This window comes from Qaidamihabitans albus, assembly GCF_016464705.1.
Taxonomy (GTDB): Bacteria; Actinomycetota; Actinomycetes; order Mycobacteriales; family Pseudonocardiaceae; genus Qaidamihabitans; species Qaidamihabitans albus.
Genome location: NZ_JAEHOB010000005.1, coordinates 161,328 through 176,040 on the forward strand (window position 1 = coordinate 161,328; position 14,713 = coordinate 176,040).

The 14,713-nt window shown below is 72.4% G+C and carries 16 protein-coding genes; 7 read left to right on the top strand and 9 right to left on the bottom strand.

The window, feature by feature from the left end:
• Position 1 precedes the first annotated feature (1 nt).
• The 6 genes from JAP66_RS12215 (at position 2) to JAP66_RS12240 (ending at position 5,703) form a co-directional block, all read left to right on the top strand.
• Positions 2-1,141, top strand: a complete 1,140-nt coding sequence (locus tag JAP66_RS12215) for an acyl-CoA dehydrogenase family protein (protein ID WP_199431792.1) — start codon at positions 2-4, stop codon at positions 1,139-1,141.
• Positions 1,138-2,136 (top strand): acyl-CoA dehydrogenase family protein, encoded by a 999-nt coding sequence (locus JAP66_RS12220; RefSeq protein WP_199431793.1) that lies wholly within the window; start codon positions 1,138-1,140, stop codon positions 2,134-2,136. The genes JAP66_RS12215 and JAP66_RS12220 overlap by 4 nt, the downstream gene beginning before the upstream one ends.
• Entirely contained in the window at positions 2,133-3,179 is a 1,047-nt protein-coding gene (locus tag JAP66_RS12225; protein ID WP_199431794.1) for an acyl-CoA dehydrogenase family protein, read from the top strand. Before JAP66_RS12220 ends, JAP66_RS12225 begins: the two co-directional genes overlap by 4 nt.
• A gap of 124 nt (positions 3,180-3,303) precedes the next feature.
• Entirely contained in the window at positions 3,304-3,600 is a 297-nt protein-coding gene (locus tag JAP66_RS12230; RefSeq protein ID WP_199431795.1) for an ArsR/SmtB family transcription factor, read from the top strand.
• A complete protein-coding gene (locus JAP66_RS12235) occupies positions 3,597-3,986 on the top strand; it encodes a VOC family protein (RefSeq protein ID WP_307849538.1) in 390 nt (129 codons plus the stop codon). Before JAP66_RS12230 ends, JAP66_RS12235 begins: the two co-directional genes overlap by 4 nt.
• Positions 3,987-4,128: 142 nt before the next feature.
• Positions 4,129-5,703, top strand: a complete 1,575-nt coding sequence (locus JAP66_RS12240) for a putative glycoside hydrolase (protein WP_199431796.1) — start codon at positions 4,129-4,131, stop codon at positions 5,701-5,703.
• A 9-nt stretch (positions 5,704-5,712) separates the two neighbouring features.
• Here the strand turns inward: JAP66_RS12240 and JAP66_RS12245 are convergent, their stop codons facing one another.
• From JAP66_RS12245 to JAP66_RS12265, 5 genes are all read right to left on the bottom strand, one after another.
• Positions 5,713-6,465: an SDR family oxidoreductase gene (locus JAP66_RS12245; RefSeq protein WP_199431797.1), complete on the bottom strand. Its 753-nt coding sequence runs from the start codon at positions 6,463-6,465 to the stop codon at positions 5,713-5,715.
• 39 nt (positions 6,466-6,504) lie between these two features.
• Positions 6,505-7,236 carry an SDR family NAD(P)-dependent oxidoreductase gene (locus tag JAP66_RS12250; RefSeq protein WP_199431798.1) on the bottom strand — a complete coding sequence of 244 codons (732 nt, stop codon included), beginning with the start codon at positions 7,234-7,236 and terminating at the stop codon, positions 6,505-6,507.
• A gap of 3 nt (positions 7,237-7,239) precedes the next feature.
• Positions 7,240-8,589, bottom strand: coding sequence for an MFS transporter (locus tag JAP66_RS12255; protein ID WP_199431799.1), 1,350 nt, complete (start codon positions 8,587-8,589; stop codon positions 7,240-7,242).
• Positions 8,586-9,626, bottom strand: a complete 1,041-nt coding sequence (locus JAP66_RS12260; RefSeq protein WP_199431800.1) for an Ldh family oxidoreductase — start codon at positions 9,624-9,626, stop codon at positions 8,586-8,588. The genes JAP66_RS12255 and JAP66_RS12260 overlap by 4 nt, the downstream gene beginning before the upstream one ends.
• A gap of 95 nt (positions 9,627-9,721) precedes the next feature.
• Complete coding sequence (locus JAP66_RS12265) at positions 9,722-10,465, bottom strand: IclR family transcriptional regulator (RefSeq protein WP_199431801.1); 744 nt, start codon at positions 10,463-10,465, stop codon at positions 9,722-9,724.
• Positions 10,466-10,565: 100 nt separating this feature from the next.
• Between JAP66_RS12265 and JAP66_RS12270 the strand changes: the two genes are divergently transcribed.
• Complete coding sequence (locus JAP66_RS12270) at positions 10,566-11,096, top strand: hypothetical protein (RefSeq protein WP_199431802.1); 531 nt, start codon at positions 10,566-10,568, stop codon at positions 11,094-11,096.
• A gap of 98 nt (positions 11,097-11,194) precedes the next feature.
• Here the strand turns inward: JAP66_RS12270 and hsaB are convergent, their stop codons facing one another.
• From hsaB to hsaA, 4 genes are read right to left on the bottom strand one after another with little or no spacing between them, the layout of a single operon-like run.
• A complete protein-coding gene (hsaB, locus tag JAP66_RS12275) occupies positions 11,195-11,737 on the bottom strand; it encodes a 3-hydroxy-9,10-secoandrosta-1,3,5(10)-triene-9,17-dione monooxygenase reductase subunit (RefSeq protein WP_199431803.1) in 543 nt (180 codons plus the stop codon).
• Positions 11,734-12,633 carry an iron-dependent extradiol dioxygenase HsaC gene (hsaC, locus tag JAP66_RS12280; protein ID WP_199431804.1) on the bottom strand — a complete coding sequence of 300 codons (900 nt, stop codon included), beginning with the start codon at positions 12,631-12,633 and terminating at the stop codon, positions 11,734-11,736. Before hsaC ends, hsaB begins: the two co-directional genes overlap by 4 nt.
• Positions 12,634-12,636: 3 nt before the next feature.
• The gene (hsaD, locus tag JAP66_RS12285; protein ID WP_199431805.1) at positions 12,637-13,485 is read right to left on the bottom strand and encodes a 4,5:9,10-diseco-3-hydroxy-5,9,17-trioxoandrosta-1(10),2-diene-4-oate hydrolase; all 849 of its coding nucleotides are present in this window, start codon (positions 13,483-13,485) and stop codon (positions 12,637-12,639) included.
• Positions 13,486-13,487: 2 nt separating this feature from the next.
• Complete coding sequence (hsaA, locus tag JAP66_RS12290) at positions 13,488-14,666, bottom strand: 3-hydroxy-9,10-secoandrosta-1,3,5(10)-triene-9,17-dione monooxygenase oxygenase subunit (RefSeq protein WP_199431806.1); 1,179 nt, start codon at positions 14,664-14,666, stop codon at positions 13,488-13,490.
• Positions 14,667-14,713 lie beyond the last annotated feature (47 nt).

A 14,713-nucleotide genomic window follows, 5' to 3' on the forward strand; every position in this document is an offset into this window, starting at 1 on the left:
CGTGGACCTTGAGCTGGACGCGCACGCGCTGGCGTTCCGCGAGGAGGTGCGGGAATGGCTGGCGGACAACGTTCCCCGCGAGCCGCTGGCGTCCTTCGACACGGCCGAGGGCTTCGCGCAGCACCGCGACTGGGAGGCCACGCTCGCCGCCGCGCGGCTTTCCGCCGTGTCGTGGCCGGAGGAGTACGGCGGCCGGGACGCCGGGCTGCTGGAATGGCTGCTGTTCGAGGAGGAGTACTACGCGGCGGGCGCGCCGGGCCGGGTCAACCAGAACGGCCTGTTCATGCTCGCGCCGACACTGTTCTCGCACGGCACATCCGAGCAGCGGCGGCGCATCCTGCCGCCGATGGCCCGCGGCGAGCAGGTGTGGGCGCAGGCGTGGTCCGAACCGGACGCTGGCAGCGACATCGCCGCCCTGCGCAGCACGGCCACCCGCACCGAGGGCGGCTGGCTGCTGTCCGGGCAGAAGACGTGGAGCTCGCGGGCCGCGTTCGCCGACCGCGCGTTCGGCCTGTTCCGCAGCGACCCGGACGGTGAGCGGCACCGCGGGCTGACCTACCTCATGGTGGACCTGCGGGCGGAGGGTGTGCGCGTGCGCCCGATCGCGCAGCTGGACGGTGAGCCGGGCTTCGCCGAGATCTTCTTCGACGGGGCTTTCGTGCCGGACTCCGACGTGATCGGCCAGCCGGGGGACGGCTGGCGGGTGGCGATGACGACGGCCAACAACGAGCGCGGCCTCTCCCTGCGCAGCCCCGGCCGGTTCCTCGCGGCGGCCGACCGGCTGGTGGACCTGTGGTGCCGCCGGGGCGATCCGGCCGACACCGCGCTGGCCGGGCGGGTGGTGGACGCGTGGATCGGCGCGCGGGCGTACCAGCTCTACACGTTCGGCACCGTCACCCGGCTCGCCGAGGGAGCGACGCTCGGCCCGGAGTCCAGCGTGAACAAGGTGTTCTGGTCGCACCTCGACGTGGCACTGCACGAGACCGCGCTCGACCTGCTCGGCCCCGAGGCGGAGCTGCGCGGCGAATGGCTGGACGGCTGGCTGTTCTCCCTCGCCGGACCGATCTACGGCGGCACCGACCAGATCCAGCGGAACACGGTCGCGGAGCGGCTGCTCGGACTGCCGAGGGGGCCACGATGAGGTTCGCGTTCTCCGCCGAGCAACGGCAGTTCGGCACCAGCCTGGACGACCTGTTGTCCGATGTGGACGTCGAGTCGGCCGCCCGGCGCTGGGCGGCGGGCGAGCACGAGCCCGGGCTCAAGCTCTGGTGGCGGCTGGCCGAGATCGGCGTGCCCGCGCTGGCGGTGCCCGAGCACCGGGACGGTCTCGGCGCGGGCGCGGTGGACGTGGCGCTGGCGTTCGAGCGGCTCGGCTATCACGGCGTGCCGGGCCCGTGGGTGGACACCGCCGCGGTGCTTCCGGCACTGCTCGACGACGAGCTGCTGGCCGGGGTCGCCGCCGGGGAGACGCTCGCGTCGCTGCGCTGGGACCCGCACGTGCCGTACGCGCTGGACGCCGACGTCGCCGACACGCGGATCGCGGTCGAGGACGGCACGCTGCGGGTGTTCACCCCCGGCCGGCGGCTCTCCTCGGTGGCGCAGGCGCGCCGGCTGTTCGGCAGCACCGTGGGTGATGCGATCGCCACCTGCGCCGACACCGGGCGCGCGTTCGACTGGGGTGTGCTGGCGACCTCGGCACAGCTGCTCGGCGCGGGCCGGTGGCTGCTGGAGCGGTCCGTGGAGTACGCCCGCCAGCGCAGGCAGTACGGCAGGGCGATCGGCGAGTACCAGGCGATCAAGCACCTGCTCGCGGACGTGGCCACCCGGCTGGAGCTGGCGGAGCCGTTGCTCTACGGCGCGGCGGTGGCGATGGCCGCGGGCGGGAAGAACGTCGAGAACCTTGGCCGCGGACACCTCGCGCGCGACGTGTCCGCGGCCAAGGTCGCGGCGGCCGACGCGGCGTATCTCGCGGCGCGCACCGGACTGCAGGTGCACGGCGCGATCGGCTACACCGCGGAGCATCCGCTGGGCCGGTGGCTGGCCACGGTGCGGGCGCTGGCGGGAGCGTGGGGCACGCAGGCGTTCCACCGCCGCCGGGTGCTCGGCGCGGTCACAGCGGGCAGGCGGAGCCGATGACGTTCACCGACGAGCAGCGGGCGTTGCGCGCCGCCGTGCGCGCGGTCCTGGAACGAGAGCCGGGCACGGCGTGGGCGGTGCTGTGCGAGCAGGTCGGCGTGGCGGGCCTGCCGGTCCCCGAACGCTACGGCGGGTTCGGCGCGGGACTGCCCGAGATCGCCGTGGTGGCCGAGGAACTGGGCCGGACGCTGACCCCGTGCCCGTTCCTGGGGTCCACCGTGCTCGCCTCGTACGCCCTCGTCGCCTCGGGCGACGACGCGGCCTGCGCACGGCTGCTGCCCGGACTCGCCGAGGGCCGCACCACCGCGGCGCTGGCCTGGGTGGGCGAGGCGGGCCGCTGGGACCCCGGCACGGTGGCCTGCACGGCCCGCGACGGGCTCCTCGACGGCACGGCGCACTACGTCGTCGACGGTGAAGCCGCCGACCTGCTGCTCGTCGCCGCGGGCACGGGCAGCACGGTCGGCCTGTTCGAGGTGGACCCCGACCTGGACGGCGTGCGCCGCACCCGCTCCCCCGGTATGGACCAGACCCGTGCGCTCGCGGTCGTGGAACTGGCACGGGCGCGCGGAACACGGCTGGGCGGCGGCGACTTCCGCGCCGCACTGGGCCGCGCGCGGGACGCCGCGTGCGTCGCGCTGGCCGCGGAGCAGGCCGGGGCGGCGGCACGGGCGCTGGAGATCACCGTCGAGTACACCAAGCAGCGCAGGCAGTTCGGCAGGCCGATCGGTGGCTTCCAGGCGCTCAAGCACCGGATGGCCGATCTGTACGTGTTCAGCGAGACGGCCCGCTCGGCGGCGTACGCGGCGGCGGAGGCGGCGGAGGCGGATCGCCCGCGGCTCGCGGCCGTCGCCAAGGCGTACTGCTCGGAGGCGTTCTCGGCGGTGGCGGCCGAGATGATCCAGTTGCACGGCGGGATCGCGATCACGTGGGAGCACGACGCGCACCGCTACCTCAAGCGGGCGCACGGCACCGCGCAACTGCTCGGGCAGCCGCACGAGCACCTGGCCCGCATCCCCGCCCTCGTCGGTGCCGCGGCGGGTTAGCAGCCTGCTCCGGTCGTGAGTGAGGAGCCGTGTTCTAACTCGTGTGCGCACTCACGAGGAGTGACCAGGCACAATGCCGTGCGTTCCTTGACAGGCAAGTTGTGACTTGCCTATAACTGTGCCCGTGGACTCCGACCCCGACCTGTTCAAGGCCATCGGCGACGCGACGCGACGCACCATCCTGGACGAGCTGACCGACAGGGACGGTCAGACGCTGTTCGAGATCTGTGGCCGGCTGACCATGAAGCACGGCCTGGCCTCGTCGCGCCAGGCCATCTCGCAGCACCTCGCGGTGCTCGAGCAGGCCGGCCTGGTGCACACCCGGCGGCAGGGCCGGTACAAGTTCCACCACATCGACACGAGCCCGCTGCGCTCGATCGTCGAGCGGTGGCCCATCGACCGAGAGGAACCGAACCCGTGATCCGCATCAACATCACCAGCGTGTTCGTCGACGACCAGGCCAAGGCGCTTGCGTTCTACACCGAGAAGCTGGGGTTCATCAAGAAGACCGACGAGCCCGCCGGCGGGGCCCGCTGGCTCACCGTGGTCTCCCCCGCCGACCCGGGCGGCGTCGAGCTGCTGCTGGAGCCGGACGGCCACCCTGCGGCGGGCCCGTTCAAGAAGGCACTGGTCGACGACGGCATCCCGTTCACCCAGTTCGCCGTCGACGACGTGTACGCCGAGGTCGAGCGGCTCAAGGGGCTGGGCGTCGAGTTCACCCAGGACGCGACCGACCTGGGGCCGGTGGTCACCGCCGTCTTCGACGACACCTGCGGCAACCTGATCCAGCTCGCCGCCATGAAGTAGTCGCTCATCCCGGCGGCGAACCCCGGGCCGGCTGGTTCGCCGCCGCTTCCGATCCAGCCCTGCCGGCCGCGTGGGGGGCCATTCCGGATCGGCGCGCCCGCACAGCACCCACGAAGCGGTCATGGCTGCCATGGTGGGGCACATGTTGGCAGCACGCCGGTTTCTTCCCCGCAGGCCGTTGCTCGTCATCACGCTCGTGGCGCTCGCCGCGGCAGGGTCACTCGTCGCGCTGGCCTTCTCGGCGCGTGCCGACCTCACGGTATCCGGGCTGTCCGACGGTGCCGTCGTCGCGCCCGCGGCACTGCGCGAGGTGGCCGTCACCACCGGCGGTGACCTCGACCGGGTCGAGGTTCTGCTGGACGACTCGGCCGTACCGGTCCGGCAGGAGGGCGACCGCCTGCTGCTGGACGTTGGGGAGCCTGCCGAGGGTGAGCACACCCTCGCCGTCCGGCTGCCGGCCGGGGTGGCGCCGCTGCCCGGCAGCGAGACGGTGCTCGACTTCACGGTGGACGCCACGCCACCGGCGCTGGAGATCGAGCCGGTGGAACCCGTCGAGCCCGGCGAACCCGGTGCCGTGCGCGGCTCCGCGCGCGGAGCCGACTCCGTGCGGGCCGGGAGCGAACCGGTGGCCGTCGCCGACGACGGCACGTTCACCGTGCCGGTCCCGCCGGGCACGGGCAGGGTCACGGTCGAGGCCAGGGACGCGGCAGGCAACACGGCGGCCGAGGACGTCGTGCTGCCCGTGCGGCACCCGGGGATGCGTGCCGTGCACATGACCGCGATGGCGTGGGCGAGCCCGGCGCTGCGCGAGCCGGTGCTGCGGCTGGCCAGGGAGAACCGGATCGACACGGTTCAGCTGGACATCAAGGACGAGAGCGGCGAGATCGGCTACGCGTCGCAGGTGCCGCTGGCTCAGGAGATCGGCGCGGCACGCGGGCACTACGACGCCAGGGCCGCACTCGGCCAACTGCACGAGGCCGGCCTGCGCGTGGTGGGCAGGGTGGTCGCGTTCCGCGATCCCATCCTCGCCGAGGCCTCGTGGCACGGCGGTCACCGGGAGCGGGTCATCCAGCAGGCCGACGGCACGGCCTGGACCGGCGGCTACGGCGAGTACGCCTTCACCAACTTCGCCGACCCGGCCGTGCGCGGCTACAACGTGGCGCTCGCCGCGGAAGCCGCCGAGCTGGGCTTCGACGAGATCCTCTACGACTACATCCGCCGCCCGGAGGGCTTGCTGTCGCAGATGCGGGTTCCCGGCCTCGGCACCAGCCCGGAGGAGGCGATCGCCGGTTTCCTCGAACAGACCCGGCCCGCGCTGCGCGAGCACGGGGCGCTGCTGGGCGCATCGGTGTTCGGCATAGCCGCCGACCGGCCGGAGCTCGTCGCGCAGGACATTCCGAGCATGGCCGAGCACGCCGACTACATCGCGCCGATGGTCTACCCCTCGCACTGGGGGCCGGGCGAGTACGGGGTCGAGGACCCCGAACGGCAGCCCTACCAGATCACCGCCCGGTCGCTGGCCGCCTTCGCGCGGAAGGTGCAGGGGAGCCCGCACACCGAGGTGATTCCGTGGCTGCAGGCGTTCAGCATGCAGGTGCGGTACGGGCCGCGCGAGATCCAGGCGCAGATCAAGGCGGCCGAGGACAACGGCATGGACTCCTTCATCCTGTGGGACCCGCGCTGCCGCTACGACCCGCAGGCCCTCCGGCCGCGGTGAGCGGCGCGGTCAGCCGCGGCCGATGAACGGCATGGCCGTGGCCGTGATCGTGAGGAACTGGACGTTGGCCGAGAGCGGCAGCCCGGCCAGGTGGAGCACGGCCTCCGCAACGTGCCGGGCTTCGAACGTGGGCTCCGGCCGCACGCTGCCGTCGGCCTGCTTCGCGCCGGCGGCGATACCCGCCGTCATGTCCGTGGCGGCGTTGCCGATGTCGATCTGCCCGCACGCGATGTCGAACGCCCTGCCGTCCAGGGAGATCGACTTGGTCAGCCCGGTGACCGCGTGTTTCGTGGCCGTGTACGCGACGCTCTCCGGGCGCGGGCTGTGCGCGGAGACGGAGCCGTTGTTGATGATCCGCCCGCCCCGCGGCCGCTGGGCCTTCATCATCCGCACCGCCTGCTGCGCGCACAGGAACATCCCCGTGAGGTTGACGTCGACCGTCCGCCGCCAGTCGTCCACCGGCAGCGTGTCGACCGAGCCCGGCACGCCGAAGGTCCCGGCGTTGTTGAAGAGCAGGTCGAGGCGGCCCCACCGCTCCCGGACCTCGCCGAACAGGGCGGCGACGGCATCGGCGTCGGTGACATCGGTCGGCACGACAAGAGCGCCGGTGGCCTCCGTGTCCTCCGTGGCCGTCTCCCGCAGCGGCTCGGCCCGCCGCCCGGCCAGCGCCACCCGGTAGCCGGCCGCCAGCAGCGCCGTCGCGACCTCCCTGCCGATCCCGGAACCGGCTCCGGTCACCACCGCCACCTGATCATCCGCCATGCGCTCACTAGTACCGCACGTGCTTGCCGCCGTCCACGATCACGGCCTCGCCGGTGACCATGTCCATCGCGAGCAGGCCGAGCACGGCCTGCGCCACGTGCTCGGGCCCGGACGTGCGCCGCAGCGGCACCGACTCCCGTTCGGCGCGGGCACGCTCGGCGAAGCCCTCGGCCCGTGCAGGCCGGCCTGCCAGCGCGTGGCCACCGTTCCCGGCGCCACCGCGTTCACCCGCACGTCGGGTGCCAACGCCACCGCCAGGTTCCGGGTCAGCTGCAGCAGGGCCGCCTTGCTGACGCCGTAGGCGATCGACGAGCCTCCTGCGCGGTAGGCGGAGATCGAGGAGACGTTGACCACCGCCCCGCGGGCCTCCGCCAGCGGCGGCGCGAAGGCCCGCGCGCAGTGGAACGGACCGAGCAGGTTGACGTCCAGCACGCGGTGCCACATCTCGTCGGTGAGGCCCGCGAGATCCTCGTGCGGCACCGCGTGCGTGAGACCGGCGTTGTTCACCAGCACGTCGACGCGGCCGAACTCGTCCAGCGCCCGGCGGGCCAGCTCCCGCACCTGGTCGTCGTCGGCCACGTCGGCCCGCTCCGCGATCGCGGGGCAGCCGAGCTGCCTCAGCTCGGCCACCACCGCACCGGCCTCGTCCGCCGACCGCGAGTAGTTCAGCACGATCCCGCCTGCGCCGGCGCGGGCCAAGGCGAGGGCCGTCGCCCTGCCGATCCCCGTCCCGCCGCCGGTGACCACCCCGACCGACCCGCTCAGGTCCACCGCTCAGCTCTCCGCACGGACCCGCGCCGTGGCCACCTCGGGTGCCGTGATGTCCAGGTGCCTGGACTCCCGGGAGTACACGAACGCGACGAACGACACCACGGCCGTGAAGATGATCCAGACGGCGACGAGCCACGGGCGGCCACCGGCCTGGGTCAGCAGTGCGCTCGCGATCAGCGGCGAGAACCCGGCGAGCGCGGCCCCGAGCTCACGGGACGCGGCGAAGCCGCTGTAGCGCACGCGCGCGCCGAACAGCTCCGCGTAGAAGGCGGGCTGCACCGCGATCATCGGCGCGATACCGCCCGCGGTGGCGACGATGAGCGCCAGCCAGATCAGCGCGGGTTCCCTGGTGTCGAGCAACAGGAAGAACGGGAACGCGAACGCGGCCGTGAACACGACGCTGAACAGGTTGAGCGGCCTGCGGCCGATGCGGTCCGACAGCGCGCCGTACACCGGCTGCAGGATGATCACGACGATGGTGAACGCGATCACGCCGGTCAGCGCGACCCACCGGGGCAGGCCGAGGGTCTCCTGGATGTAGGCGATGGTGAACGTCGCGTAGATGTAGATCACCGCGGTGTCGCAGATGTGCGCGCCGATGCCGACGAGGAAGTTGCGGGGATAGCGCCGCAGCGCCTCGAACACCGGCAGCCGCACCATCCGCTGCTTGGCCGTCATCTGCCGGAACACCGGCGACTCGGCTACGCGCAGCCGCACGTACAGCGACACCGCGATGAGGGCGAAGCTGAGCAGGAACGGGATCCGCCAGGCCCAGCCGAGCAGGGTTTCCTCGGGCAGCAGGCCGACGATCAGGAACACCACCGTGCCCGAGAGCAGTCCGAGCTGGACGCCGGTCTGCGCGAACGAGGTGAAGAAGCCCCGCCTCTCGGCAGGCGCGTGCTCGGCCAGCAGCGTGGAGGCCCCACCGAACTCGGCACCGGCGCCGAGGCCCTGGCACACGCGCATCGCGGTGAGCAGGATCGGGGCCGCGATGCCGATGCTGTCGTAGGTCGGCAGCAGGCCGATGATGCCCGTGGACAGGCCCATGACCAGGGTGGTGAGCACGAGCGTGGCCCGCCGCCCGATGCGGTCGCCGAGATGGCCGAAGACGAACCCGCCCAGCGGCCGGAACAGGAACGCGACACCGAACGTCGCGAATCCGACCAGTGTGCCGACGGCCGGGTCGAAGCTGGGGAAGAACAGGTCGTTGAACACCAGCGCGACGGCGGTGCCGTAGATGAAGAAGTCGTACCACTCCAGCGCGGTGCCCACCACGGCGGCGCCAACCACGCGCCGGAGCTCTTTCGGTGCGGTCGGAGTAATGCCGTCCCCGTTGACGGCCTGCGGCTTCATAGTCCTGGCTCCTTCGGATCTTCGGGTGCACGCGAGCGCAGCGCCTGCAGCTCGCGCCAGGTGGCCTGCGTGATCGGGATCCCCTTCCGGTCTCGTTCGGCCCGGACGCGCTCCTCCGGCTCCCCCGGCACGAGCACCTCCTCGTGCCCCTCCGCGGGTGGTGTCGCGGCCAGCAGGCGGCAGAAGCTCTCGACCTGCTCGCGGAAGGTCTCCGGTGCGGTGAACGCCGCGATGTCGACGGCCACCAGCACGGTGCCGAACCCGCCCGCGTATCCGGGCATGCTGCCGATCCCCGTTCCCGAAAGGAGACCGCCTGCGATCTCGATCAGCAGGCTCAGCCCGTAGCCCTTGTGCCCGCCGAACGGCAGCAGTGCGCCGCCCGCGTAGAAGTCGGCCGGGTCCGTGCTGCGCCGGCCCTCGGGGTCCAGCACAAGGCCGGGCGGCACGCGCTCGCCCCGATCGCGGGCGAGGGCGAGCTTGCCCTCGGCCACCCCCGAGGTCGCCCAGTCCATCACCACCGGCGGCTCTCCCTCGGCCCGCGGCACGGCCCAGGCGAGCGGATTGGTGCCCATGCGGCGTTCCCGTCCCCCGTAGGGCGCCACGGTCGGGTCCGCGTTGCCGAACGCGAGGGCGACGAACCCGTGCTCGGCCAGCGCGCCGACGTACTCGCCGAGACGGCCGACGTGGTTGCACTCGCTGATGGCCGCCACGCCGGTGCCGTGCTCGGCGGTGACCGCCCGCAGCTCCCGGACGGCGTGTGCGGCGGCGAGCTGGCCGAACGCGCGGCGGCCGTGGACCGCGAGGGTGCCGGGCCTGGTCAGCTCGGTCTTCGGCCGTGCGGCGGGATCGATCCGCCCTTCGCCTACCTCGTCCACGTACGAGCCGAGCCTGCGAACCCCGTGCGAGTCGTGGCCCAGCAGATTGGACAGCACCAGCGAGCCCGCCACCACCGCGGCGTCCGCCGGCGAGGCACCGACCGAGACGAGGATCCCGGTGGCGAGCTCGCGCAGGGCGTCGGCGGGGACCAGCAGCACCATCCACTCCGTTCCGTCAGGCAGAATGCCATTCCATGTTGACGCCCATATGATGCCACGACGTTTCCGGCTTGTGAAGCCGGTCACAGCGTTCCGGCTCAGCCGCCGAGGGTCCGGGACACCTCGCGGGCGGTGCGCATGACGAGGTCGGCGCGCGGTTCGGCATCGCCTTCGTGATGGACGAGCACCGCCGCCGAGAGGCCGCCGATGACCTGCCCGGTGTGGTCGAACACGGCGGCGCCGACCGCGCGGACCCCGGCCTCGTTCTCCTCGTGGTCCTCGGCGTAGCCGGCGCGGCGGACCGCGGCGAGTTCCTTGACGAGTATGTCCTCGTCGGTGAGCGTCTGCGGCGTCCGGGCGGGCATCCCGGTGCGGCGCAGCAGGGCGCGGACCTCGTCGTCGGGCATCGTGGCGAGCACGGCCTTGCCGATGGAGGTGCAGTGCAGCCGCAGGCTCATGCCCACGCGGGAGGCCAGGTGGTAGGGCTTCGCGCCCTCGACCTTCGCGACGTAGACCGCCTCGTCACCGGAGAGCAGTGCGAGGTGCACCGTCCAGCCGGTCGCCTCCTGTAGCTCACGCAGCAGCGGGCGCACCCGCTCGGCGAGGTCGAGCCGCTGGAGGAACCGCCCGGCCAGGCTCAGGATCCGGGGGCCGCCGACGTAGCCGCCGTGCCCGTCGGGCCGGGCGAAGCCGCGGGCGACCAGGGTCTGCAGGATGCGGTGCACGGTGGGTTTGGGCAGCGCGGTCGCCGTGGCGAGGTCGGCGATGCGGGAGTGGTCCGCAAGGGCCTCCAGCACGGACAGGGTCTTGTCCGCGGCCGACTGTGGTGCTGCACCTGCCATGAGCCCAATGTAGAGCCGTCCGCGTGTCCGTGTTCCACGCGCACGTGTCCGCGTGTCCCGCACGCGTGTCCGCCTTCCGCGCCCGGGTACCGTCCGTGGCATGTCCTCCGGCTCGACCGATGTGGTGGTGCTCGACCTCCTGCGCGAACTGCGGCGGCTGCGCCGGATCGCGGCCGCGCTGCTCGGTGCGGGAGGGCTCGTCGTCACCGCGCTGGCCGTCGCCGGGGCGGTGGGCGGCGACCTCGCCCGCCTTCAGGGCCTCGTGCTAGGGCTGCCGATGATCGCCTTCGCCGCGCTGCTCGTGGTCGCGCTCGGCAGGCAGAAGCTCCTGCTCACCGTCGGTCCGGACGGCTTCGGCGTTGAGCAGGAGCCCATCGGGGGCTTCTCGGTGGCGTGGAAGCAGGTACGCGATCTTCGCGTGCTCCGCGAGCGGCGGCGCCTCGCGCTGGTGTTCAGCAGGCAGGCGTACACGCTGGAGCTGACGCCGGCCGGCAAGCGGTTCGGCGGCAGGCTCGAGGATCTGCGCGACGGCAAGGTCTACCGCTACGCCCTCGGCGAGATCGGCGCACAGGGCCGCCGCGCCGAGGAGGTGCTGCGGGCCGCGAAGGAGGCCCACGACGCGCGCCGCTGAACCCGTGCGCGCACCCTGAGTGCGGAACTCACGGGCCTGGATGGGCAACTCGCGGGCCCGATTCCGGGACTCGCGGGTCTGGGCGGGGGACTCGCGGATCAGAACCAGTCGTCGGGGCGCGGCCACTGGAACAGCTCGCCCGGCGAGCGGTCCTCGGTCACCGTGTAGCCGCCCCGGAAGAACAGCAGCGGTCGCTCGTCGGACACCTCACCGAGCGCGGTGACCCGGCCGATCACGACGTAGTGGTCGCCCGCCTCGTGCACCGCGTCGATCGCGCAGTCGATCCACGTCAGCGCGCCGGCCAGCAGCGGCGACCCGGACGGTGCGCGCGACCAGTCGACGGAGCCGAACTTGTCGGCGCCGCGCGCGCCGAATGCCGCGCTCACCTCCTGCTGGTCCCCGGCGAGCACGTTCACCGCGAAGTGCCCGGTCCGCTCGATCACCGGCCAGGTGCGGGACTTGCGGCCGGGGCAGAACAGCACGAGCGGCGGGTCCAGCGACAGCGCCGCGAAGGACTGGCACGCGAAGCCCACCGGCTCCCGCCCGTCGTGCCCGGTGACCACCGCGACACCGGTGCAGAAGTGGCCGAGAACCGACCGGAAGCGGGCCGAGTCGAAGGTGGCGGCGGCGGTCACGGTCATCGTGCCCCGACGGAGAAGTCGTGCCCCCACAGGCTCACCGCCGTGCTCTCCCGCGCGATCCAGCTCTCGTCGCTCACCTGCCTGCCCTCGCAGCCGAACTCGACGTCGAACCCGCCGGGCGTCTTCATGTAGAACGACAGCATCAGGTCGTTGACGTGCCGGCCGAGCGTCGCCGACATCGGCACCTTCCGCCGCAGCGCCCGGTCCAGGCACAGGCCGACGTCGTCGGTGTTCTCCACCTCGACCATCAGGTGCACGATCCCGCTCGGCGTCGGCATCGGCAGGAACGCGAGGCTGTGGTGGCGCGGGTTGCAGCCGAAGAAACGCAGCCACGCGGGCTCGCCGTCCTCGGGCCTGCCGACCATCTGCGGCGGCAGCCGCATCGAGTCCCGCAACCGGAAGCCGAGCACGTCGCGGTAGAACCGCAGCGCCGCCTCGTCGTCGTGTGTGGACAGTACGACGTGGCCGAGCCCCTGCTCCCCGGTGACGAACGAGTGGCCGTACGGGCTCACCACGCGGCGGTGCTGCAGCGCGACCCCGTGGAAGACCTCCAGCGTGTTGCCCGACGGGTCGTCGAACGTGATCAGCTCGTGCACGCGCCGGTCCGCGCGCTGCTCGGCCGTGCCCTCCTTGTACGGCACGCCGTGCTCCTCGAGCCGGCCCCGCACCTCGTCGAGCTCGGCGGCGTTGGCGGTCTCCCACCCCGCCTGCGCGAGCCGGTCGGTCTCCCCTGGCACGATCACCAGCCGGGCCGGGAAGTCGTCCATCCGCAGGTACAGTGCGTCCGGATCGGCGCCCTCACCCTCGACCATGCCGAGCACCTTGAGCCCGTACTCCCGCCAGGCCGCCATGTCGGTGGCCTCGATGCGCAGATATCCGAGCGACCGGATCCCCATTTGTCAGCCCCCGTTCAGGAAGTCGATGGCCAGCCGGTTGAACTCGTCGAACTTCTCCAGTTGCGCCCAGTGCCCGCACCGGCCGAACACGTGCAGCTGCGCGCGCGGAATGGTCTTGAGCGCCAGCAGGGCGCCGTCGAGCGGGTTGACCCGGTCCTCGCGGCCCCAGATCAGCAGCACCCGCTGCCGCAGCCGGTGCGCCTCCCGCCACAGCAGGCCCTGCTCGTAGGTCTCCGGCTTCGCGAACGAGGCACCCATCGCGGCCATCGCCGCCAGCGACTCCGGCGTGCTCGCCGCGGCGAAGCGCTCCTCGACCAGCTCGTCGGTGATCAGCGACTGGTCGTAGACCATCACCCGCAGGAACGCCTCCAGCTTCTCCTTGCTGGGGCCCGGTGGCGCGGCGAAGCGCGCCAGGTTCTTGACGCCCTCGGTCGGATCGGGCGCGAAGACGTTGAGGCTCAGCCCGCCGGGCCCCATCAGCACGAGGCGGCCTGCGCGATCCGGGTGGTCGAGCGCGAGGCGCACCGCCGCACCGCCACCGAGCGAGTTGCCGACCAGATGGGCCTTCTCGATGCCGAGCCGGTCCATCAGCCCGACGACCGCTCCGGCGCTGTGCGTGAAGTACTGCGGGTGCTCGGTCGGCTTGTCGGAACGGCCGAAACCCGGCTGGTCCACGGCGATCGTGCGGAACGACTTCGCGAAAACGCCGATGTTGCGGGAGAAGTTGCTCCACGCCGACGCGCCGGGGCCGCCGCCGTGCAGCAGGATCACCGTCTCGGGGTGCTCGCCGCCCGCCTCGTGGTAGTGCAGCCGCAGCCCCGGCCGCGCCTCGACATAGCTGCCCTCGGTCATGCTCACACCATCGCGTTCTCGACGGGCAGCCCGAAGGCGCCGGTGCCGAACATCGTGTAGGCCCGCTCCGGGTCGTTGGCCGCGTGCACGCGCCCGGCGTGCGCGTCGCGCCAGAACCGCTGGATCGGCGTGCCGGTGCGCAGTGCGCGGCCACCGGAGTTCTCGAAGAGCCGGTCGATCGCGCCGATCGCGCGCTCGGTGCCGCGGACCTGGTCGCGCCGCACCCGCAGCCGCGTGGCGAACGGCAGCTTCTCCCCCGCGCAGGCGAGCTGGTACAGCTCGTCGATGTTGTGCGTCAGCTGCAGCCAGGCGGCGTCGATCTCACTGGCCGCCTCGGCGATCCGCACCTTGGCGAAGGGGTCCTCTTTGGACTGCTCGCCCAGGTACGCGGCGCGGACGCGGGACTGCTGGTACTCCACGTGCGCGTCGTAGGCGCCCTGCGCCATGCCGATGATCGGCGCGGTGATCGTGCTCGGGTGCACGGAGCCGTACGGCAGCTTGTAGAGCGGCCCGGGGTTGACCTCCTGGCCGGGCGTCTTGCACTTGGACGTGGCCATGAAGCTCAGCGCCCGGTGTGCCGGCACGAACACGTCGTCGACGACGATGTCGTTGCTGCCGGTGCCGCGCAGGCCCACCGTGTCCCACACGTCGTCGATCGCGTAGTCGCCGATCGGCAGCAGATAGGTACAGAAGTCGACCGGCTTGTCCTCCGCGTCGAACGCGGGCGCGCCGAGCAGCACCCAGGTCGCGTGGTCACAGCCGGACGAGAAGCTCCACTTGCCGGTGAGGCGGTAGCCGCCCTCGGTCACCCGCGCCTTGCCCATCGGGGCGTACGACGAGGAGATCCGGACGTTCACGTCGTCCGCCCAGACGTCCTCCTGCGCCTGCGCGTCGAACAGCGCCAGGTGCCAGGGATGCACGCCGAGGATCGAGGCGACCCAGCCGGTCGAGCCGCACGCGGCCGAGATGAGCTTGACGGCCGTGTAGAACGTGACCGGGTCGGCCTCGTAACCGCCGTAGGGCTTCGGCTGCAGCAGCTTGAAGAAGCCGGTCTCCTGCAGGGCCTTGATCGACTCGTCCGGGATCCGCCGTGCGTCCTCCGCCTCCTGCGCGCGTTCGCGCAGGGTGGGCAGTAGCTCCCGGATCCCGGCGATCACCGCGTCGGTGCCCTGCTCGCTCATACTCCGCCCCGTTCCTGCTCACGAATCATGCCCGTTCACCTCGTCTT